The organism is Rhodonellum sp., from assembly GCF_030656585.1.
Lineage (GTDB): Bacteria > Bacteroidota > Bacteroidia > Cytophagales > Cyclobacteriaceae > Rhodonellum > Rhodonellum psychrophilum.
Window position 1 is genome coordinate 1 of sequence record NZ_JAUSPP010000003.1, and the last position, 20,841, is coordinate 20,841.

General features: G+C 41.6%; 21 protein-coding genes. 11 read left to right on the forward strand and 10 right to left on the reverse strand.

What is annotated here, in order from left to right; translation table 11 throughout:
* On the forward strand, window positions 1-728 hold a 728-nt coding region (locus Q7J63_RS00090; protein WP_304883473.1), incomplete at its 5' end, for a DUF1080 domain-containing protein.
* Between the two features lie 229 nt (window positions 729-957).
* Here the strand turns inward: Q7J63_RS00090 and Q7J63_RS00095 are convergent.
* A complete protein-coding gene (locus tag Q7J63_RS00095; RefSeq protein WP_304883474.1) occupies window positions 958-1,272 on the reverse strand; it encodes an iron-sulfur cluster assembly accessory protein in 315 nt (104 codons plus the stop codon).
* Window positions 1,273-1,389: 117 nt separating this feature from the next.
* Between Q7J63_RS00095 and Q7J63_RS00100 the strand changes: the two genes are divergently transcribed.
* The 7 genes from Q7J63_RS00100 (at window position 1,390) to Q7J63_RS00130 (ending at window position 5,796) form a co-directional block, all read left to right on the forward strand.
* Window positions 1,390-1,911: a hypothetical protein gene (locus tag Q7J63_RS00100; RefSeq protein ID WP_019599546.1), complete on the forward strand. Its 522-nt coding sequence runs from the start codon at window positions 1,390-1,392 to the stop codon at window positions 1,909-1,911.
* A gap of 11 nt (window positions 1,912-1,922) precedes the next feature.
* Window positions 1,923-2,336, forward strand: a complete 414-nt coding sequence (locus tag Q7J63_RS00105; RefSeq protein WP_019599545.1) for a YkvA family protein — start codon at window positions 1,923-1,925, stop codon at window positions 2,334-2,336.
* 47 nt (window positions 2,337-2,383) lie between these two features.
* On the forward strand, window positions 2,384-3,100 hold the full coding sequence (locus tag Q7J63_RS00110; RefSeq protein ID WP_304883475.1) for an oxidoreductase: 717 nt from the start codon (window positions 2,384-2,386) through the stop codon (window positions 3,098-3,100).
* A gap of 9 nt (window positions 3,101-3,109) precedes the next feature.
* Window positions 3,110-3,562 carry a D-aminoacyl-tRNA deacylase gene (gene dtd / locus Q7J63_RS00115; RefSeq protein ID WP_304883476.1) on the forward strand — a complete coding sequence of 151 codons (453 nt, stop codon included), beginning with the start codon at window positions 3,110-3,112 and terminating at the stop codon, window positions 3,560-3,562.
* Between the two features lie 99 nt (window positions 3,563-3,661).
* Window positions 3,662-5,152, forward strand: a complete 1,491-nt coding sequence (locus tag Q7J63_RS00120) for an ATP-binding cassette domain-containing protein (RefSeq protein ID WP_304883477.1) — start codon at window positions 3,662-3,664, stop codon at window positions 5,150-5,152.
* 79 nt (window positions 5,153-5,231) lie between these two features.
* Window positions 5,232-5,558, forward strand: coding sequence for a nucleotide pyrophosphohydrolase (locus tag Q7J63_RS00125; RefSeq protein ID WP_026333810.1), 327 nt, complete (start codon window positions 5,232-5,234; stop codon window positions 5,556-5,558).
* A gap of 100 nt (window positions 5,559-5,658) precedes the next feature.
* On the forward strand, window positions 5,659-5,796 hold the full coding sequence (locus Q7J63_RS00130) for a DUF2256 domain-containing protein (RefSeq protein ID WP_081625020.1): 138 nt from the start codon (window positions 5,659-5,661) through the stop codon (window positions 5,794-5,796).
* A 136-nt stretch (window positions 5,797-5,932) separates the two neighbouring features.
* Here Q7J63_RS00130 and Q7J63_RS00135 read toward each other — a convergent pair whose 3' ends face one another.
* The 4 genes from Q7J63_RS00135 to Q7J63_RS00150 form a co-directional block, all read right to left on the reverse strand.
* Window positions 5,933-8,389, reverse strand: a complete 2,457-nt coding sequence (locus Q7J63_RS00135; protein ID WP_304883478.1) for a zinc-dependent metalloprotease — start codon at window positions 8,387-8,389, stop codon at window positions 5,933-5,935.
* A 77-nt stretch (window positions 8,390-8,466) separates the two neighbouring features.
* The gene (locus Q7J63_RS00140; RefSeq protein WP_304883479.1) at window positions 8,467-10,569 is read right to left on the reverse strand and encodes a helix-hairpin-helix domain-containing protein; all 2,103 of its coding nucleotides are present in this window, start codon (window positions 10,567-10,569) and stop codon (window positions 8,467-8,469) included.
* Complete coding sequence (locus tag Q7J63_RS00145; RefSeq protein ID WP_304883480.1) at window positions 10,566-11,390, reverse strand: hypothetical protein; 825 nt, start codon at window positions 11,388-11,390, stop codon at window positions 10,566-10,568. The genes Q7J63_RS00140 and Q7J63_RS00145 overlap by 4 nt, the downstream gene beginning before the upstream one ends.
* 107 nt (window positions 11,391-11,497) lie before the next feature.
* Window positions 11,498-13,012: a POTRA domain-containing protein gene (locus Q7J63_RS00150; RefSeq protein WP_304883481.1), complete on the reverse strand. Its 1,515-nt coding sequence runs from the start codon at window positions 13,010-13,012 to the stop codon at window positions 11,498-11,500.
* A gap of 15 nt (window positions 13,013-13,027) precedes the next feature.
* Here Q7J63_RS00150 and yidD point away from each other — a divergent pair, with 15 nt between their 5' ends.
* Entirely contained in the window at window positions 13,028-13,249 is a 222-nt protein-coding gene (gene yidD, locus Q7J63_RS00155; protein WP_081625019.1) for a membrane protein insertion efficiency factor YidD, read from the forward strand.
* On the opposite strand, the gene Q7J63_RS00160 is transcribed toward yidD, so the two are convergent.
* The 5 genes from Q7J63_RS00160 to Q7J63_RS00180 form a co-directional block, all read right to left on the reverse strand.
* Complete coding sequence (locus Q7J63_RS00160) at window positions 13,231-14,349, reverse strand: prolipoprotein diacylglyceryl transferase (RefSeq protein ID WP_304883482.1); 1,119 nt, start codon at window positions 14,347-14,349, stop codon at window positions 13,231-13,233. The genes yidD and Q7J63_RS00160 overlap by 19 nt on opposite strands.
* A gap of 113 nt (window positions 14,350-14,462) precedes the next feature.
* Entirely contained in the window at window positions 14,463-16,310 is a 1,848-nt protein-coding gene (nadE, locus tag Q7J63_RS00165; RefSeq protein ID WP_304883483.1) for an NAD(+) synthase, read from the reverse strand.
* A 46-nt stretch (window positions 16,311-16,356) separates the two neighbouring features.
* Complete coding sequence (gene rnc, locus Q7J63_RS00170) at window positions 16,357-17,097, reverse strand: ribonuclease III (protein WP_026333809.1); 741 nt, start codon at window positions 17,095-17,097, stop codon at window positions 16,357-16,359.
* A gap of 2 nt (window positions 17,098-17,099) precedes the next feature.
* Window positions 17,100-18,353, reverse strand: a complete 1,254-nt coding sequence (fabF, locus tag Q7J63_RS00175) for a beta-ketoacyl-ACP synthase II (protein ID WP_019599531.1) — start codon at window positions 18,351-18,353, stop codon at window positions 17,100-17,102.
* Between the two features lie 21 nt (window positions 18,354-18,374).
* Window positions 18,375-18,611: an acyl carrier protein gene (locus tag Q7J63_RS00180; RefSeq protein WP_008629501.1), complete on the reverse strand. Its 237-nt coding sequence runs from the start codon at window positions 18,609-18,611 to the stop codon at window positions 18,375-18,377.
* 149 nt (window positions 18,612-18,760) lie between these two features.
* On the opposite strand from Q7J63_RS00180, the gene Q7J63_RS00185 reads away from it, so the two are divergent.
* Both Q7J63_RS00185 and pyk read left to right on the forward strand, forming a co-directional pair.
* Window positions 18,761-19,189, forward strand: coding sequence for an IPExxxVDY family protein (locus tag Q7J63_RS00185; protein ID WP_019599530.1), 429 nt, complete (start codon window positions 18,761-18,763; stop codon window positions 19,187-19,189).
* 14 nt (window positions 19,190-19,203) lie between these two features.
* Window positions 19,204-20,634, forward strand: coding sequence for a pyruvate kinase (gene pyk / locus Q7J63_RS00190; RefSeq protein WP_019599529.1), 1,431 nt, complete (start codon window positions 19,204-19,206; stop codon window positions 20,632-20,634).
* The last annotated feature ends 207 nt before the right edge of the window (window positions 20,635-20,841 follow it).

The following is a 20,841-nucleotide window of genomic DNA, read 5'->3' on the forward strand; positions in this document are numbered from 1 at the left end:
ACAACTGGATCGTCAAAATTTCCAAACATGAGGTGGGAGAGAATTTCGCCAACACGTTTAGGGTTGAAGATGGTTTGATGAAAGTTCGCTATGACGGTTATTTTGAATTTGACCGACAATACGGGCATATATTTTATGACAAGCCATTTTCAGCGTACCTCCTTAAAATTCAATATCGTTTTGTTGGGGAGCAGGCAAAAGGCGGTGAAGGTTGGGCGTTGCGAAACAGTGGAGCGATGCTCCACGGCCAAGACCCAAGAACAATGTTGAAGGACCAGGATTTCCCTATTTCCATAGAAGGCCAGTTATTGGGCGGCGATGGTGAAAAGGAAAGAACGACCAGCAATCTTTGTACTCCGGGCACAAACGTCGTGATCGATGGGGAATTGTTTACGGCTCATTGCCTGAATTCTTCTTCCAAAACCTATCATGGAGACCAGTGGGTCACTGCTGAATTTTTGGTTTTGGGCGATTCGGTCATCCATCATATCCTTGAAGGGGACACGGTGCTGACCTACCACAAACCCCAAATCGGTGGTGGAAATGTAAATCCTTTTGACCCCAAGGTGAAGATAGATGGGCAAATGCTCAAGTCCGGATATATTTCCCTACAGAGTGAAAGCCATCCCATAGATTTCAGGAAAGTAGAAATCTTTGACTTGGATCCTTATATGAAGGATCAGGCAAAATTGAAATCAGTCTTGGAGGAATTGAAGCAGCACAAATAAGATTGTTTTTGCCAATTCATCATTCCATTGTTTTAACGATCAAGTTTTAAAAACTTCATAATGTAGTTTTTGGCAAAAAATCATTCGATTAACCAATATTGAAATCCCTCGGTGAAAACTGAGGGATTTTCTATATTGATTGAATTGGATTTGCGCTATTGAGGAGTTGAGGAAAGTAGACTGTGAGCGGGGCTTTTACGCTTTCGGGGTCCAATCAATTCAAATAATTCTAAACATCGTGTCTTTTTGGAATGTCAGGATTTACAAAGGTAAATCCCCTTGCTTCGGTTCCATCAAAAAAATCAACTTCCATACCCATCAAAAACATCATGTGTCTCTTTTCTATCAAAATGGGGATTCCTTCAAACTCAAATTGAACATCGTCTGTTTTTGGCTTGTCAAATCCCAATAAATAGGACATTCCGCCACATCCGCCACCTTTGACACCTACTCTCAGGGAATAATCTTGGGGAATGTTTTTGTTATCAATGATGTTTTTGATCTCGATCAGTGCCTTTTCGGTGATTTTTATTGGGATAAGCATGCCTACTCAATGGTAATTGATGATTGTAAGTTCAAATTTACATTTGAAAATATGATTTGGCATAGTTTTTTACCAATCAATTAATTCAGATATTCGGACATTAATCAAAAGAATCCTATGGAGTTTGTGGCAGATTTGTTAAAAATCGTTTTACCGGCCGGTTTGGTCATTTATGGAATGTACCTGACAGTGGTCTCATTTTTGAACAAAGACAGAGATAAAATGCTGGTGGAAATCAAAACCCAAAACACACAAACCATTCTTCCCATCCGGCTTCAAGCGGGCGAAAGATTGTGTTTGTTGCTCGAAAGAATTACGCTCAACAACCTGATTCGTAGGGTGAACAACAGCAGTTTTTCTGCGAAGGAACTACATGGCCAACTCCTTTCAGAAGTTAGGGAAGAGTTCAACCACAATCTTTCTCAGCAGGTTTACTTCTCGGATGAAACCTGGGAGAGCGTCAAAAGGGCAGTGGAAAGCGTGGTCACCTTGATCAATACAGGCATCCAGGACATGAATGAAGAAGCCCGTGGCATTGATTTGGCAAAGCGGATTTTCCAACTTTCCTTAGACCAAAAAAATGATGCCATTCAAGAGGCGCTGAAAAATGTCAAATCAGAGATCAGAATTTATTTTTAATCAAAACGAACATGACTTCAATAAAGGGGAAAACCATTGATTTTTTCGAGAGTGCCAAATTGCTTTATTTGGAAAAGGCAAAAGGGATTCTAGCAGAGGAGGGACAGCTTAAGAAATTGATGGAAAGGGTTGCCAAAAGGATCCAAGATTTGAAAAATCATCCAAGAATCAATTCCGCCATCGAGCCTTTGATGATTTTCAAGAGGATGATAAAAGCGCACAAAAATGGAGAACATAAAATCCCACTCAAAACCCAAGGCCTATTGGTACTGGGCTTGTTGTATTTTGTGATGCCTTTTGACCTTATTCCTGATTTTATCCCCCTGTTGGGTTATGCGGATGACCTTTCCGTAATCTTGGCCATCTTTAAAGCTGTGCAGGATGAGGTGAATGAGTTTTTGGAATGGGAAAAATCCAGGTTCTAAGGCTGTTTTTTTAAGAAGTAATAAATTATTGTTGAACAAAGTGAAATATGAAAAAAATAGCGGTCTTATCAGGTACTTCAGGGATGATCGGAATGCAGCTTTTGCATTGCCTGATTCAGGACAATTCCTACGACATGATCATTTCTGTGGGAAGAAGAAAGCTTGCCCTTAAACACGAGAAATTGGTTCAGGTGGAAATGGATATGGCCAAGATCAGGTCCATGGATTTGGAAACCAAATTGAGGGAATCTGATATTGGAGGTGTTTATTTCCCTTTGATTGCAGACTTGAATAACAAAAGTCTCGAAATACATGCTTTTTGTTCGCTGGGTACCACGATTAAGATTGCCGGTTCCAAGGAGAAATTCCAGGAAATCGACCACGATTATGTCATGAATTTCGCCTTCTGGAGCAATGGTTTAGGGGCAAATAAATTCCTTTATGTCAGTGCTCTTGGTGCAGATCCGCAATCTTCCACTTTTTATAACAAAGTGAAGGGTGAAGTCGAGGAGGATCTGAAAGTGATTCCTTTTTCCTATTTGGGACTGTTCCAACCTTCGTTGTTGCTTGGAAGCAGAAAAGAATTCAGGCTAGGAGAAGAGATTGCCAAAATTGTTATGAAGCCTTTGGTTTGGTTGAAACTCCTGAAAAAATTCAGGCCAATCCATGATTATCAGGTTGCCAAAGCCATGGTTTTCCATGCAAATCAAAACAAATCTGCAAAGGTGGAAGTGATTCCTTCCAAGGATATGCAAGATTTTTAGGATAGAGCGATGCTAACAGTAATCCAGCGTGTCTCGGAATCTTCCGTGAGAATAAATGGGAAAATCAAAGGACAAATTGGGATAGGTTTGATGGTATTGTTGGGCATCGAAGAGGCAGATGGCCAGGATGACATCGATTGGTTATGTAATAAAATAGTAAATCTTCGCATTTTTCCGGATGAAAATGGGGTCATGAACAAAAGCCTCCTAGATGTGAATGGGGATTTGTTGCTCATTTCCCAGTTTACCCTACACGCCAGCACCAAAAAGGGAAATAGACCTTCTTATATCAAGGCCGCCAAACCTGAAGTAGCGGTTCCCTTGTATGAAAAATTTATTTCCTCTATGGAAAAAACACTTGGAAAACCCATCCAAACCGGAGAATTTGGGGCAGACATGATGGTTGCCTTGGTCAATGATGGCCCTGTGACCATCCTTATCGATAGCAAGAATAGGATTTAAAAAAGTCCTGGGATTTTTCTGATTCCAATTTTCATTTTAAAAAATGGCTTTAAAAACGTAAAATTGCATCCACTGCAATATTGTAAAGCCCCACCATTCATGGATCCATTGCTTTCTCTTCAAAATGCTACCGTAAAATCCTTGGATAAGACCATATTTGTGGATTTGGATTTTGAATGGAAGAAGGGACAGCACTGGGCCATTATAGGTCCATCTGGGACGGAACAAACCGCTTTTTTGGATACCCTTATGGGTAAGACGATATTGTCAAAGGGAATTCTTGAAAAACCCTTCGCAAAAGCTTATCAGGATGAAAAAACCGAAAAGGGGGAAATCAATAGTTTCAGGGATTTGATCGCCAGCGTTTCCCAAGATTACCAATTCAGGAACAAATCCAACCTCCAGAACTTCTACTATCAACAGCGCTTTAATTCCATGGAATCCGAAGATACCGCAACGGTTGGTGATTACTTGGAAGGGATAGAAGTAAAATTGGAAGGTCCTTGGGACAAAGAGAAGACAATGGTTTTGATGCGCCTGACAGCGTTGCGAGGGAAGTCCCTGATCAAGCTTTCCAATGGGGAAACAAGAAGGTTGACCATCGCATCGGCCTTGATGAAAAACCCCAAACTGCTATTTTTGGATCAGCCGATGACGGGATTGGATATTGCAAGCCGTAGATATTTCGGGTTTATTTTGCAGGAGATCATTGCCTCAGGAACCCACGTAATCATGTCCGCTAATCCCAACGAAATCCCGGAATGCATCACCCATTTGGCCGTTTTGAAAAACAAAAAAATTGACGAGTTACTTGAAAACACCAAAGAATTAGGACCGTTGAGCGGTGTCAATAGATCCTTGGAATTTGATTGGGAACTTTTGAAAAATCTGTTGAAGGATAAACCAGACGCTTCCTTTCAAACGATCGTGGACTTGAAAGCGGTGACGATAACTTATGGGGACAAAGTCATTTTAGATAAAGTGGGTTGGACGATAGCGCCCGGGGATAGATGGGTATTGAAAGGGGACAATGGCGCAGGGAAATCAACATTGTTGAGCTTGCTGCTAGGCGAAAATCCACAGGCTTATGCGAATGATATTTGGCTTTTTGGTCGGAAAAGAGGGACGGGAGAAAGTATTTGGGACATTAAAAAGCATGTAGGATTTGTAGCACCTGAGTTGTCAAGGTATTTTCCCAGAAACCAAACTTGCTTGAAGGTGGTTTTGTCTGGACTGTTTGACACCATGGGTCTTTTCAAAAAAGTTAATCGTGAAGAGGAAAGCTTGGCAAGGGTTTGGCTGGAATTGTTCAATCTTTCAAATATCGGACAGGTAATGTTCCATCAGATTTCTGTCGAGAATCAACGTTTTGTGCTTTTGGCAAGGGCAATGATCAAAATGCCGGCACTCCTGATTTTGGATGAAGCTTCCCAGGGCTTGGATGCCCAGCAAAGTCTGCTTTTCAGGAATACCATCGATCAAATCTGTGCCTATACTTCGATTTCAATGATTTTTGTAAGCCATTATGAAGAAGCGATTCCCAATGCCTTTACTAAAATCCTCCATTTGGAAAATGGCCGTGTCATCTAAATACAGTTAAAATAATATCGAAATCAATAAAAAATTCCTTCTCTAAACCTTTTGACATTACCATTTAACCAAATCGATGATGACCATAGAAGAAGCCCAAAAACAAGTAGACGAATGGATCAAAACGGTTGGCGTCCGTTATTTCAGCGAACTCACCAACATGACCATACTGATGGAAGAAGTGGGGGAGTTGGCGCGGATCATGTCCAGAAAATACGGAGAACAATCCTTCAAGGAATCCGATAAAGGACAGGATTTGGGCGATGAAATGGCAGATGTGCTATGGGTTTTGATCTGTTTGGCCAATCAGACTGGAATAGATCTCACCAAAGCCTTGGAGAAGAATTTCGAAAAGAAGAATATCCGAGACAAAGACCGGCACAAAGAGAATAAAAAGTTGCAATAAAGTTTTGGAGGAAGGGCCTATGGGTTTGTATTTCTTTCATGTATTTTAATGGTTTCGAACACCAGTCCAAACATTCAATATTCAGGCTGGTTTATCTCAAATGAAAAAGCAACACCTCCCCACAAAAATTTGTGTCGTCTGCCAAAGACCTTTTGCTTGGCGGAAGAAATGGGAGAAGAACTGGGAAGCCGTAAAATACTGTTCGAAAAAATGTTCTGGTCAAAAAAAATCGACTTAGATCATTATCGATAGGACTTGATTTTTAGAGATTTCCGCCAAATATTTTCTGGATTGCCAAAATCCAGCACAAAAAAAGCCTTCCCCTAAAAATCATGATTTTTAGGGGAAGGCTGTCAAACTGCGATCACTCTTTATCAATGGTCAAAGTCGCATGCCATTTCTTCACTTCCAATCGGTGCTCCATCCGGAATCTCTATGGTCTTCGGTGAGTTGAGCTGTTCGGGCAAGTCCAAGTAGGAGATGATCTTGTCGGCAAGATATTGACTGTGGTTGTTTAGGGTATTGTTTTGGCTATTGATTCTGCCCAATAGAAATGAGAACTTAGGGTCTTGGGATACAACCACTAAATCCTTTAATTTTCTACGGACAATTGCCCTGACTGTGGCTGTGGACTGAGGATCCTTGGAAAGTTCAATCAGCTTATCCACCAACTTATTTTCGGTCATCAGCTTGATCTCTCCTTTGTAATTCTCTTCAAATTTACGGTCAAAAATATCCTTGAAGACTATATCTAAAACCTCACTGAATGAAGGGAGATTGACGTCGAATAATTTCTGCTGATGCAATCTATTTGCTCTGCCAGCTTCGAACAGAAAACCAAAGGCCATGTCTACCACATTCTCAGCAGGTGCTAAAGGATCAAAATTCAATCCATTTCTGGAAGGAAATGTTTCCCGATTTCTGCCATAACCCAAAGGTCGTGGAGGAATCATCGAAATGATATGTTTCGGCAATGCCAATTGTTCGGGGTTTAGGGCATACATTAGGCTGGTGAGCGCTTCCCTTTGTTGCTCTCCATTTAGTCTTGTTTGTGTGCGCTGATTGTCACCCTTGACCTTGTAAGTATAATCCAATCCACCAAGCAATTTGGCTGTAGCCTCCAACTGGTAGCGATGCATCAAATAAAGCGGCACCAATACCTCTTCCATTAAGGCCTCCGGTTGGTTTTGGTCGATGGCGTTCAATCCAAAACTTGCCATTTTTTTACTTCTGATCTCCATCATGCGCATCAGTTCTTTCGATGCAGAAGCGCCATTGTCCCATAGATGTGCAGTGGGATGGCTTCCACTTGGATGTCTCGAATCCATATCCGAAATAAAAGTATGCCCTGCAGAATAGGTGTCTTCCAACAAATTTTGGAGATAGCTTTGATCTTCCTGGCCATCGGGAATCACATCGTATCCGTAGCGAATGGCCAATTTGTCCCAATCCCCAATTTTATCGTCATAGGCTTTTGAAAGATCGATTTCCCCATTGGCATCCATGGTGATAAAAGGGTAGGGGTAATCCATTACTGAAGAGCGATTGTTGGGAGACGAGGAATAATTATGCGACAGGCCAATGGTATGCCCGATTTCATGTGCTGAAAGTTGCCGAAGTCTTGCCAAAGCCATTTCCAGCATTTCCGGATTTTTTGGTTTCCCATCCTCAAAAGGTTGCAAGAGTCCTTGGGCAATCAAAAAATCCTGACGTACTCGGAGAGAACCCAAAGAAACATGGCCTTTGATGATTTCACCCGTTCGGGGATCTCTTACAGATGAGCCATAAGACCAGCCTCTTGTAGAGCGATGGACCCATTGAATGACATTGTAGCGCACATCCATAGGGTCTGCTCCCTCCGGCATCAATTCCACCCGAAAGGCATCTTTGAATCCTGCAGCTTCAAAAGCTTCATTCCACCAGTTGCCACCTTCAATCAAAGCAGACCTGACTGGCTCAGGCGTTCCCCTGTCCAAATAATATACGATTGGTTTGATTGCTTCGGATACTGCCAAATTGGGATCTTTTTTCTCCAAGCGATGCCTTGAAATGAATTTTTTGACCATTGGCTCTCCAATCGGACTGGTGAAATCCATGTAGCTGATATTGAAATATCCAGCCCTGGTGTCAAATTCCCGCGGCTGGTAATTTTCATCAGGCAATTCAATAAAAGAATGTCTTTGCCTAACTGTGACAGCTTCGGGTGAAGGTGTCACAGATCTGATATATGCTCCAGCTGGTGTTCCTGTCAAGGTAATCATGGCTTCCACTTCTGTGTTTTGCGGAAAATTTTTGGTCATGGGGTAATAAATGGCACTTCTGGAAGGCTCAGTTTTGTAAGTGCCTTGTCTAGCCGAACCTAGCTTTTCGGCTACCTGATGGGCATCTTGAAGATAAAAAGTCGTGGCATCCACCAATATTTTACCCTTCTCTTCTTCGCTGATTTCAAATCCCCATAAAACCGATTCTGCAAATGCATCCTTCACGGATTTTACCTCGGAAGGATTGTCACTGTACGCTCGGAAGTCGTAATTTTTATGGACCAATAGTAATTTGTTCCCCGCTTTCCTAAACTCCACAATCCTGGTCCTTCCCAATTGACCCCGGTCAAGACCGATGTCATTTGATCCAATTCCAGCGGCAAGAGAATTGACATAGAGAAATTCCTTTTCCAGGTCGGTGATTTCCAGGAATATCTTTCCTTTATCTTCTTGGGTATAAAATGGGATGAAACCCTCATTCTTAACAAATTTATTTTTGTCTAGGGTTTGTCCAAAGCCCAAAAAAGCGTTATAAACGATCAATAGGGCCAAGAGTAGTGTTTTTTTCATCTGAGAATGGTTTGGTGCATGAATATATCAAAAACCAAATGAATGGGATTTACCGATGGTGGAAATCTGCCGAAATTTTACCTGTTGAATTGGTAGCGGAGCTGAAAAGTGGTTTCTGTTTGTCTATTGCCGGAGATTTCCTGCAGGCCGGATCCAATGGATTCCCGGTCTGTATAGGTGGTTCTGGCAAACCTCGCCCAAAATGTAAGTTTCGGACTCACTTTATATTGTCCCAGTATGTAATAGCGCATGCCTTGCCCGTTGAGTGCAGGAATGGAAAAGGCCCAGAGTACATTTCTTTCGTAAACGTATTGGCGATTGTCATAGTCTTCAGTGTCGAATAATGCAAATCGAGTGGATATTCGCCACTTCTGCATGTCCACATTGAGGTCTTGGCTGATGGCAAATCCCTTGGTGGTTTTGTTGTTGAAATCAAAGCTGCTTGCCATTATCCTTGACTTGATGGACCATTGTTTGTCTATTGCATAATCCAAATTGATCAAATAATTCATTTTTCTGCCAGTTGAAAGTTGATAGGTGGATTGAAAACGGGGGAGATCACTGATGTTCCTGTCTTTTTGTTCCTCTCTCATTTGTAAGAAGAGAAGAATGTTTCTGGAGGGAGAATAGCTGAACCTTGCGAGCCATTCCTGGCCAGAAGAAGGGGAGTATACCCGATACCGAAGCCAAGGAAATTTGAAATAGTCATAATAGAGGGATAGGTTGTAGCGCGGATTGGGCTTGAAATTCAATCCCATATATACCCCTCGTTCATTGATGGGTCGTGTTCCTTCGGAAAATGCATTGCCATAAAAGGTGTGGAAATCCCTGTCAAACCTTCTCCACAGGACCGAAAAATCCAGCCTTTTGCTCAGGCTGCTCATCATGCCCATTACGGTCCCTTTTCCGCCGCTTCGCGAAATGGCTGTTTCCCCAAACAGAAAGAAGTTCTGGAAATTGTAACTGTAATACATGCTATGGATATGGTTTTCCTTTCCCGAAAATTCAAATTTATTATACACTTGGGGAGCTCTTTTGTATTCCCTGCTGAATTTTGTGTAGAGAGAATTTATCCCAATCTGTAAATTTCTATCGGGACTTTGATAATGTAGGTTTCCTCCGAGATTCATTTCTTGAATCTGATCTTTATAGGCTATTTCTGTTTGCGTTCTGTGGAGGCCGCTGGTTTGGAAAGAGCTGATGGTTGCCGCTTCCCTTTCCAAGGTGTCCAACATTACCTGAATGTTCCCGTCCCTAGGTGCATTTGATGCCAAAATGGTCACTTCTATTGCACCCATCTTTCTGGTCACTGCAGCGCCTCTGAAAAAACCAAATTCCATTGCCGAAGTATAGGATCTCAGGCCAATGGTGCTTCTCCTGATTGTGGTGATGGTTTCCGCACCTTTCCCTACGGAAAACCCCGCGCCATAAACCAGCCCTTGTCCAAACTGTGCCTGAAAATCCCCCAAGGTAATGGCTTTCCATTTCCCCTTATTGAACAGTGTAAAATGATAGGAAAGGAAATTGAATCCAAATCTTTTGGTTTTCGGATCCCAGACAAATTTTTCTCCCGGATCTTTGTCAATCGTAAATCCCAAACTGAAATCCCGACTGTGCTGAATCCTGAATCGGGCATACACATTATTGGGATCACCAATGTATCGGCTGGTCAGCCTTCCGTTGGAGAGCGTGTCGGGCGGAGTGAAACCTTTTCTGGTTTCCCATACCTGATTTTGTCTCAGCATAAAGTAGCCTTCCCTTTCGGTCAAAATCCTTTCCAGAAGTGGCTTGTTGGTAATGTGGCTGCCATCGGCCAAAGTCACAAAAGGCAATAATTTATAGATCGTGGCCAAATCGAATCCGGGAATGGCCTGTAATTCATAGATGGAAATCAGGTCACCGAAATTCTTTCTATAGTCAAAAAAAGCGGTCAATTGAATAGGAGAGAGCACGTACACGGATTTCAGTTCCTCTGGATTTGTTTTATTCAGGTTGATTGGATTGAGATAGAGCTGCAACAGGCTTTCATAAAGGTCTTCATAATTGTCATCTGTCTCGGGAAGTGAAAAAAGTTCCTCCATAAACTGCTCAATATCGATTTCCCCTTTCCGGTAGTTTTGGGCAAAAGCCTGTAAACAGAGCAATTGGAACAAAACCATAAGGGGATATTGCGCCTTCATTGTTTAGTGAATGCATAGGTAAACGAGAAATGATGGGTGTTGCCCAAGGCATTGTTTTGGGTCAATGCATAATCCAAATGGAATTTTTTTGGCTTGAAGCCAATTCCAAAAAAGAGATTGTGGGGATTGGAATTCACGCCTGCTCTGGCCCAAAATCTATCCATTAGGTTGTATTCGAGCCCAACTTTCAGCATTGGATCCAAAAGAATTTCCTTTTCGGCTTCCATGTTGACCATGATCTTGGCAGAAGGGCGATAAGAAAACCCTGCCTTGACTACAGTTGGCAGTCGATCGGGAGCATTTTTCCCCAATTTGGATCGGGTAGGATTGTAAATATGTGCACCAAAAAACAATTGAGGCCCAAGTTCCGCTACTCCTCCCAGCTCAATAACCGGAGCAGCGCCTCTTCCAAATCCTTCGATATTGGTTTGAAAGTAATTGATTTTGATTCCGATACTGGTGATGCCCATTTGATTGGAAAATCCCAATCCTATGTTTTGCTGGTTGAAGTGGGCTCCCCCGAAGCTGGAAATTCCCAGTCCCCAGGCACCCAAATCATTTTTGAATGCCGCTCCTGCAGACAGCGTCGTCAGTTCGTTGAGATTGAGACGGTGGTCATAGCCTACGAAGACCTGCGATTCTGTCAACCTGCTCAGACCGCCGATGTTGTTGAAGATGCTCCAAGCATCAAAAAGAGTGATATGGGTGTTCCCCATTCCCATACTTCTTGCCCCTCGGGGGAAGGTCTCAGTTCCGTTTTGGGAAAATGCCCCTAACGGAAAGAAAAATAAAAGTACATATGCAAATTGCCGGATTGACATTTGGAAAAAAATTAGGTGACATAAAAATGAACGCACCTAAAAATAAGCCTTAAGGTAAAAAAAGAAAAGCTTCTACTGAAAGTTAAACGTTTAAATTCGACTGGCTTTTAAAAGGGTGCAAGGAAGTTGATGAAAAACGTCCCTTCTTTTTGGCTGTTGATGGAATATTCAAATCTCAGGACCAAATCATAAAAAGTCACCAAATCAAAGCCTGCTCCATATCCGTAAAGGTACTGGTTGGTCAAACGCCCATTTTCGGGAATAAAATTCCTGTCCTTGACATATCCGTGATCAAAATTGGCGCTGAAATAGAGCTTTACGGGGAAATAAGAAAATTCTTCGACGGGCATAATGTTGGAAATATCATATCCCAGGTCGAATATCGTGAATCTCAAGCTATTTTTTTGAACAACTGTCTGTTGTCCTTCAATTACGTTGAGCTCATACCCCCTGATGAAATTGGGTTTGTAACCGATCCCCCTGACCAATGTATAGGGTTGCTTCGGACTCAAAAAAGCATTCAATGACAAACCCGCGGCAAAATGGAATTTATTGTTGAATTTTTGGTATTTGTTTACATTCAGGGAAAGCTCGGTTTCGTTGATCCCATCTCCGCTGAAAAGGCCATATTTGGTAATTCCGATATTGAGGGACTCTCCATCTGTGGCGTAGGCATTATTGTCTCTTCTATCGTGCCTGAAATTATAGCTCGCCAAAAAATACCTCAGGTCGTTCTGCTCATTCAAGAAGTAGTTTGGGTTTTGTTCGAGAACTTCGTCTTTTACCCAGGTATGGTTGAATCCAAAAGTGGCAAAATGAAAGTTGTAAAAACTTCCACGGTAGGTATAGCGAAGAAATGCTGCAGTATTCTTCCTTAAAGCATCTTGGGTTTCATTTTGAAAAAATACCTGCTTGTTTTCCAAAGACCTTAAGGCGACAGTTTTGTTGGTGAAATAATTGAACTGAACAGCAAGGCCATGTTGTTGGTTCTTGTCAATATAAGGAATGCTGTATAGGACATCAAAGGCCTTGGTGAATCCAAGCTGTGCGCTGATTTTCATTTTTTCGTTTCGCCCGCCGACGTTGTTATGGGCCAAGCGGAGACCATAATCTACTCTGGAAAAATCCCTGTTTTGGTTGGTCCACCATTCGGCAAAGTTTCTATCTGCCAAATTAAAAATAATGGAAGGAATGATATACCATCTTTCAGTGACCGAAACCAATATTTCAATCTGTCCAACTTCAGTAAGAAGCGGGGTGATCTCGACATTGTTGAACAATTGAAGATTATAGATTTTTTGTTGGTCTGCCTTTATCATTCCCAAAAGTTCCTCCCAGTCATAGACAAGACCTTGCTTCAAATTCAATTCTCTGAGAATGATGTTTTTGCGTGTTTTTTCGTTCCCTACGATGAAAATATTGTTGATCAATACTTTTTGCGGAATATCGAGGATTGTAGTATTGACAGTATCTTCTTTTATTTGGGCATAGGTGTCAGCCACTGGAATTATCATCCAAGCCGAAACAATAAATACCAAGAATTTTTTATAAACAGAAATCACAGCCACTCGCCTTTCTACACTAAATTTATGGAACTTTATTGAATGGATTTTCTTTATCATTGAAATTTATCACCCTTGAAAACACTTCTCCGAAAAATAGCCATATTTCCCGTTTTGGTTTATCAATATACGATATCCCCGCTCTTACCGACTTCTTGTAGGTACACACCTACTTGTAGCCAATACATGAAGGAGGCAATTCTCAAACATGGTGTTTTTACCGGAGGGTGGATGGGCTTAAAAAGGATTGCAAGTTGCAATCCCTGGGGTGGGCATGGTCACGATCCTGTTCCTTGATTTTCTTTTGGTTTTAACCCTTTTTTTAGTGCAAGAATTGTAAAAACAATTCCAGCAATCACCAAGGGAATACTCAGATATTGGCCCATATTTAGAGAAAGTCCTTCTTCAAAATCCACTTGGTTTTCTTTGAAATATTCCCATACAAATCGCATTCCAAATACAGAAATAAAGAAAAGTCCGAGCAACAATCCATCGGGAACTCTTGAGTCATATCGAAACCAGATCCAAAAAAGACCTATAAAAATCAGAAGATAGGTGATGGCTTCATAAATTTGGGTTGGGTAACGAGATACGCCAAAGGTCCGCACCGTGGCAAGATAATGATCTCCCTTGTCCAACAAATCATAATTCAGTGGTGTATTCGGATCTTCCGCTAGATATTTAAGTGAGCTTTGGAACCTTGTGAGTACATATTTCACATCCGTTTCCAAGGTGTTTCTCAAGTCAGCTTCCTGATATCCGCCCTTCTCGATTTTAATGTCAAAATTAACGGGAACAATTCCATTTCCCTTCAATTCGGATGCCCTATTTTTAGGTTTGTAAGCATCCACTTCCAAAACGGGGATTTTTAAAGTAGTCAAGATTTCTTCGGTATCCCTTGCATAGACAAAACCACTGTCGTTGCCGTTTGGTTTGCCTCCGATTTCTGAATTCATCAAGTTCCCCATTCTGATCATGGCACCTGTCATGGCTACTACAATGACGATTCTGTCCATAATCCAGAAGTAACTTTGCGTTGGGATTTTCCTGGAATATAAATACAGAGCAAGCATGATGGCTACCGCCGCTCCATGACTCGCCAAGCCACCTTCCCACACCTTCAATATGTCTAAGGGATTGCTGAGGTATTTTTCGGGTTCATAAAACAAAACATGACCCAATCTTGCCCCGATGATCGTGGCAAGTACCATGTATATGGTCAACTTGTCTACCAAACGCTCATCTTGGCCTTCTTTACGAAAAATGTAGACCATTACCTGTTGGGAAATAATAAACCCCAAAGCAAACAGTAAACTGTACCACCTGAGTCTTTCAAACCCCGGTATCACCGAAGCATCTGGGCTCCATACCACATAACTCAATATAACATCTGTCATTGTTTTTTCTTTTATGGAAATGAATTTAACAATTCAAAAACCGCATGTAAACCTAATACCTCTCATTGAAATTAACAGCATGTCTTCAGAATTTAATTCGACAAGGAGTGATATTAAAAATTGTCCAATTCTTTCAATTCTTCTTCAAAACCCCCTGATAATATGGGGAATCTGTACCATGTTTTTGGATCAATATTGAATTCATCCAAATGAAACGACGGCGCCAATCTCTCTCTCTTCCATTGATTCCTGGACCAAAGCCTGAAAAACTTCTTGATGTATGTTTTCAGCAAACCATCTTCGATACCTAAGTTTTCCTTCAGAATCAGGTAAACATCCATTGGTGACTTTCTGTCCCGAATAGCAAGCCGCTCGATTTCGACGATCACTGCATATGGCATCAAATCAGTTTCATCCGTTTGGTGATTTTCATTTGGTCGGAGTTCAGCTGTAGGCGTGAGGGCATTCACACTTTTCAAGCCGTGATAGCCCAGGTTTTCTTCGGCCCATTTCAGCCAATTCATTAGGAAAAATTTGTCTACGCCAGCAATCGGGGAAATGCTTCCGCTCGTGTCGCCATCCATCGTGGTATAACCTACATCTCCTTCACTTCTGTTGGAAGTATTGATGAGCAAAGCATTGTTGATATTGGCCAACATCCAAATGATCGGGGAACGGGATCGGGCTTGAATATTTTGCAAGGTAATATCATCGTCTTTCCAGGTCAGTTTTCTACCCAGAGCAGTTTCGATTTTCTCGGTATAGGATTTTACCTCGTCGGAAATCTCCCAATTATAAAACTTGGCACCAATGCTTTTGGAAAGTGTTTTGGCACTCTGAAAGGTCGAATAGGAAGAGTTTTCAGAAGCTTGGTATGCAGTAGTCAGTAGTTCTCCGACAATTTCTGTTTTGGGATCGGAAGTTTGTGGATTGAATGGCAAACCTATTTTTTTCAAAAAAGAACTTACGCCCAATTCTTCGATTCCGCGTCTCACCATTTCTGCTATCAATACTGCGATGGAAGAGGAATCCGCCCCTCCACTCAAGGAAAGAACAAATCCCTTGCTTTTGCTTTTTCTCAAATAATCAAAAAGAGCCAGGGAGGTGGCTTTTACAAATTCATTGTTTTTGTCATGGACAGTGGGAACAGGGGTGATTTCAAAATTTTCTTTTTCAAATTCAAAACCCATGACTTGATAATCCAAAAAGGAAAGCAATTCATTCTTCAGGATCAATTCACCAGCTCTGGCAGCCAATATCTCTCCGTCAAAAATCATTCGTCCGGATTCATTTCCCAATAAATTGGTGTAAAAATAGGTTGCATTCAAAAGGGTAGAGCTCTTTTTGACGAGGTTCTCCCGAATTTCACTTTTCCCCATCGCAAAATGACTGGCGCTGGGGTTGAAAATCACATCGACCTTTCGCTCCTGGAGTCGGTATCCCGGCCGGGCATCCCCTCTCCATGCATCTTCACAGATTTCAAATCCGTAGGAAATGCCTTTTTTTTCAAAAATAACATCTCCAAGTGGAATTTGACCTCCTGAAAATTCAAAAGGAATGATTTCTCTCGCTACCCAAGGCGTAAACCATCTGAATTCATAATGCACACCATCGATGGCCATGAATTGTTTTGCTACGATTCCCAGGAGTTGACCGTTTTCTATCACAGCCATACAATTGTATGTAGTGTCGGCAATCCTTATCGGCAATCCAACAGCCACGGTGATTTGTCCACAGTGGGCAATAAGTTTTTCGAGCTGAAGAAGGGCTTTTTGGGGATACCAGTGACTGAGAAACAAATCCTCACTTCCATATCCTGTCAATGTGAGTTCAGGAAAGCAAAGGAGTTCCACCCCTAGTTCTCTTGCTTCTTGGATGGCATCGACAATTCTGTTGAAATTCCCTGTCCAATCCAAAGGGGTTTGGTTGACAGTGGCGCAAGCTATTTTTAATTTTGACATAAAAACGAAATCGTATCTTTAAAACAGCGATCTCAAAGATAGTGTTCTAAAAAGCGATTTTAAGTTTTTCACAAGCATTTTTGGCAGCCTCCTGTTCGGCTTTTTTCTTGGTAGCCCCTTTTCCGGAAGTGCAAACTTCACCTCCCACCCAAAGTTCAACCAAAAACTCCTTGAATCTTGTGTTTCCTGTCACGGAAACCAGTTTGAAATCGACTTCTTTGCTTTCCTTTTGAGACCACTCGATTATTTTACTTTTGAAATTTGTGGTGGTGGCAATGATGTCATCCACATCAAAATGGATCAGGATTCTTTGGTGAATGAATTTTTTGCAAAATTTATATCCTCTATCCAAATATACAGCTCCCACCATTGCTTCGAGGGTATCCCCAAAAATGGATTTATGTGCACTGAGATTTTTCCCCTTCAGCTCTGCTTCCAAGATTTTGGAGAGGCCGATTTTAACCGCGATTTGGTTTAGGGCTTCTCGGTTGACCATTCTTGAACGGGTTTCTGTGAGAAAACCTTCATCGCGAAATGGAAATTTATTGAATAAAAATTCAGCGACTACCGCACCTAAAATAGCGTCACCCAAATATTCCAGTCTTTCGTTCGAAATTCTCAGGCCATTCTTGAATTCCTCTGCTACGGATACGTGCTTGATGGCAAGTTTATAAAGGGATAAATTAAAAGGCTTGCTGCCTACCATATGTTTTATGGAGGCAGCAAGCCTTTTTTCATCTGTATTGAAAAGAAATGCTTGAAATCTGAGCAATCTGGAAAGTTTCAAATTTACTCTGTTATTTTTTTGAAAATAATGGAGCAATTATGACCACCAAATCCAAAAGTATTGCTTAAAGCAGCACGCACTTCTCTTTTTTGAGCTTTGTTGAATGTCAAATTTAATTTGCTATCCAATCCCTCATCATCCGTGAAATGGTTGATGGTAGGCGGAATGAGGCTGTTTTGTATCGCAAGGATGGAAGCAATTGCTTCTATCGCACCGGCAGCACCCAACAAATGACCTGTCATGGATTTGGTACTGCTGATATTGAGTTTATAGGCATGTTCCCCAAAGACATTTTGGATCGCTTTAACTTCACTGATATCACCCAAAGGTGTGGAAGTACCATGGACATTGACGTAGTCGATATCTTCTGGATTCATTCCGGCATCTTCCAATGCCAATTTCATGACGTTTGTGGCTCCTTCACCCTGCGGGTGGGGTGCGGTAATGTGGTAAGCATCGGCTGTCATGCCGCCTCCAACGAGTTCAGCGTAAATCTTTGCTCCCCGGGACTTGGCATGCTCATATTCTTCAAGTATAAGTGCTCCAGCACCTTCTCCCAAAACAAAACCTTCACGATCCTTGTCAAAAGGTCTCGAAGCAGTTTGAGGAGAATCGTTTCTCTGGGAAAGCGCTTTCATGGCATTGAATCCACCGACACCGGCCTCAGTAATAGTAGCTTCTGAGCCACCGCTGATAAAGATGTCCGCTTTTCCCAATCTGATGTAGTTGAAGGCATCGATCAATGCATTGGTACCGGAGGCGCAAGCCGAAACGGTTACAAAATTGGGGCCTTTGAATCCATATTTTATGGAAAGGAACCCAGCACTGATGTCCGCAATCATTTTTGGAATGAAGAATGGGTTGAAGCGGGGAGTACCATCTCCTCTCGCGAAATCGACAACCTCCTCTTGAAATGTTTTTAGTCCACCTATTCCGGAACCCCAGATAACACCTGCACGGTAGAGATTAATTTTTTCTAGATCCAAACCGGAATCATTCATGGCTTCTGCCACTGCAATCATTGCGAATTGAGTGAAAGGATCCATCTTCCTCGCCTCTTTCCTGTCCAGAAATTTTTCCGCATCGAAGTTTTTCACTTCGCAAGCGAATTGTGTCTTGAATAGAGAGGCATCGAATTTAGTAATAGGTGCAGCACCGCTCACACCATTAGTAAGACCTTCCCAGAATTCCGGGACGGTATTGCCTATGGGTGTAAGGGCACCAATACCTGTTACTACAACTCTTCTTAAATTCATAAATGAATTTTGAGTGATTACTTATTTTACGTTTGCTTCCAGATAGCTAATCGCCTGACCAACTGTGCCAATTTGCTCAGCTTGATCATCTGGGATGGAAATGTTGAATTCTTTTTCGAATTCCATGATGAGCTCTACTGTGTCCAGAGAGTCGGCACCAAGATCGTTTGTGAAGCTAGCTTCGGGAGTAACTTCGGATTCCTCAACGCCTAATTTATCAACGATAATGGCTTTTACTTTTTGTGCAATTTCAGACATTTTGTGATCAGTTTAATTTAAACACTGTGCAAAGAAATATATTTAAAACCTTATTGCCAAAAATACTGGGCAACTAAATCAAGATATTCTCTCGCAAGATAGAAGTTCTAAGATTATTTTTAACTTTGTCCATGAAAAATTCTTCCTGAATGAAGAAAACAAAACTATTCGTAGAACCCGAATTTGACTTTGAACTTTTAGGTTTTGTGGCTCCATTAAAGGATTACAAAATGGCTTGGGTAATCAATGATTCTTTGGGAATCAACTTGGTTAAAGCAAAAGACTATGAGTTGGAATTTACAAATCAGCCGCAATTGAAAATATCCCAATTTATTCTTGAGAAAGAACATGGGTTTATTCAGTTGTTGAAAAACCGATCCTATAGTGATGGTGGAAATGCGTTATTTCTAATTCCAGAACTTAAAATCATGGATTACTTCCTGCTGCTGCAGGACTTGACCTCCCAATTGAATATTAATGCTTATATTGAGCAACTTTCCACGAGCTTATTCATCCAAAATGTGGTGAAGCTGGACTTGTCCAAAATTAAATCAAAAGAAAATCTTTTAACCTATTAACAAAATATTTACTCATGAGCGTAACCGTCTTTAATAAAACAAAGATTCTAGCTACTGTTGGTCCTGCCTCTAACAACGAAGAAGTACTTATCAATTTGGCAAAAGCTGGAGCCAATGTTTTTCGCCTGAATTTTTCTCACGGCAATCACAAAGGTCATTCGGAGGTCATCAAACTAATCCGAAAAATCAATAAGGAAAACAATCTCCATCTGGGGATTCTTCAAGATCTTCAAGGTCCAAAAATTAGGGTGGGCGAGGTTGAAAACAATGGAGTGGAAATCCTCCCTGGAAATTCCATTACCATTACAAACGATCCCGTAATCGGAACTGCTGAATTGGTCAGCACCGTTTATCAAAACCTTCCAAACGACGTTTCCACAGGTGACCGTATCTTGATCGATGATGGTAATCTTGAATTGGTCGTGGTCAGTACAGATGGCAAAAACGTGAATTGTACAGTCATTCATGGAGGGATCTTAAAATCCAGAAAAGGCATAAACCTGCCCAACACAAAAGTATCCGCACCTTCCCTTACGGAAAAAGATCTGGAAGACTTGATCTTCGGATTGGAAAATGATGTGGATTGGATTGCCCTTTCTTTTGTGCGTTCTGCAGAGGATATCCTGGATTTGAGAGAAAGGATTAAAAAAGCTGGCAAGGTTTGTAAAATCGTTGCAAAAATAGAAAAGCCAGAGGCACTGGATAACATTGATGCGATCATAGAGGCAACAGACGCCATCATGGTCGCAAGAGGTGACCTGGGTGTGGAAGTACCCATGGAAATGGTCCCGCTTTGGCAGAAGAAAATGGTGGAGAAATGCAAAATCGCTTGCAAGCCTGTGATTATCGCTACCCAGATGCTGGAGAGTATGATCGTGAATCCAAGGCCTACAAGAGCTGAAACCAATGACGTCGCCACAGCAGTATTGGATGGCGCAGATGCCGTGATGCTCTCTGCAGAGACTGCATCTGGCAATTATCCCGTAAATTCAGTGAAGGCCATGAGCAGCATTATTTCCTACGTAGAAAACAATGCGGATGTCTACCACAACCTCTACAAAATTGAGGAAGATGATGAGACATTTCTAAGTAACAATTTGCTGTTGATGGCTTCAAGACTTTCCAGAAACGTAAAGGCAAAAGCAATCGTGGGAATCACCACTTCAGGTTTTACGGGCTTCAGAATCGCTTCCCATCGACCTTTGGCCAGTATTTTTGTTTTCACCCGAAACAAGCAATTGATAACCCAGATGAGTTTGGTGTGGGGAGTGAGATCCTTTTACTATGAAAGCAATGTGTCCACCGACGAGACTTTTGCTGATATCGAAAAAACACTGAAAAACAACGGTCATGTCAATGCTGGTGATATCATCATCAATACAGCCAGTATGCCATTGAAATCAAAAGGGAAAACCAACATGTTGAAAGTACATGTTGTCGATTGATAAAAGCACAATAGTTTGAATTAAAATTGAAATCGGGACATGTTTAAAAAACATGCCCCGATTTTTTGTACCAAACCGTTTAGAAATGGTAATGCATAACACGGGTTTAAGCAACTCGAGTCCGAATTAGAATTGCGCGGGCATAATTCCATTTAACTTAATCAAGTTAGATTCTTTACGTTACTTTTTCGGTGTCTTAGAATTCGG

What these genes read in the sequence shown, in the direction of transcription:
- Q7J63_RS00160 (WP_304883482.1), bottom strand. Translation starts at nt 14,349, where the DNA reads ATGACAGATGTTATATTGAGTTATGTGGTATGGAGCCCAGATGCTTCG.
- pyk (WP_019599529.1), top strand. Translation starts at nt 19,204, where the DNA reads ATGAGCGTAACCGTCTTTAATAAAACAAAGATTCTAGCTACTGTTGGT.
- Q7J63_RS00180 (WP_008629501.1), bottom strand. Translation starts at nt 18,611, where the DNA reads ATGTCTGAAATTGCACAAAAAGTAAAAGCCATTATCGTTGATAAATTA.
- Q7J63_RS00140 (WP_304883479.1), bottom strand. Translation starts at nt 10,569, where the DNA reads ATGAAGGCGCAATATCCCCTTATGGTTTTGTTCCAATTGCTCTGTTTA.
- Q7J63_RS00120 (WP_304883477.1), top strand. Translation starts at nt 3,662, where the DNA reads ATGGATCCATTGCTTTCTCTTCAAAATGCTACCGTAAAATCCTTGGAT.
- Q7J63_RS00150 (WP_304883481.1), bottom strand. Translation starts at nt 13,012, where the DNA reads ATGATAAAGAAAATCCATTCAATAAAGTTCCATAAATTTAGTGTAGAA.
- Q7J63_RS00100 (WP_019599546.1), top strand. Translation starts at nt 1,390, where the DNA reads ATGGAGTTTGTGGCAGATTTGTTAAAAATCGTTTTACCGGCCGGTTTG.
- Q7J63_RS00135 (WP_304883478.1), bottom strand. Translation starts at nt 8,389, where the DNA reads ATGAAAAAAACACTACTCTTGGCCCTATTGATCGTTTATAACGCTTTT.
- Q7J63_RS00110 (WP_304883475.1), top strand. Translation starts at nt 2,384, where the DNA reads ATGAAAAAAATAGCGGTCTTATCAGGTACTTCAGGGATGATCGGAATG.
- Q7J63_RS00125 (WP_026333810.1), top strand. Translation starts at nt 5,232, where the DNA reads ATGACCATAGAAGAAGCCCAAAAACAAGTAGACGAATGGATCAAAACG.
- Q7J63_RS00095 (WP_304883474.1), bottom strand. Translation starts at nt 1,272, where the DNA reads ATGCTTATCCCAATAAAAATCACCGAAAAGGCACTGATCGAGATCAAA.
- Q7J63_RS00185 (WP_019599530.1), top strand. Translation starts at nt 18,761, where the DNA reads ATGAAGAAAACAAAACTATTCGTAGAACCCGAATTTGACTTTGAACTT.
- fabF (WP_019599531.1), bottom strand. Translation starts at nt 18,353, where the DNA reads ATGAATTTAAGAAGAGTTGTAGTAACAGGTATTGGTGCCCTTACACCC.
- Q7J63_RS00145 (WP_304883480.1), bottom strand. Translation starts at nt 11,390, where the DNA reads ATGTCAATCCGGCAATTTGCATATGTACTTTTATTTTTCTTTCCGTTA.
- Q7J63_RS00130 (WP_081625020.1), top strand. Translation starts at nt 5,659, where the DNA reads ATGAAAAAGCAACACCTCCCCACAAAAATTTGTGTCGTCTGCCAAAGA.
- Q7J63_RS00105 (WP_019599545.1), top strand. Translation starts at nt 1,923, where the DNA reads ATGACTTCAATAAAGGGGAAAACCATTGATTTTTTCGAGAGTGCCAAA.
- nadE (WP_304883483.1), bottom strand. Translation starts at nt 16,310, where the DNA reads ATGTCAAAATTAAAAATAGCTTGCGCCACTGTCAACCAAACCCCTTTG.
- dtd (WP_304883476.1), top strand. Translation starts at nt 3,110, where the DNA reads ATGCTAACAGTAATCCAGCGTGTCTCGGAATCTTCCGTGAGAATAAAT.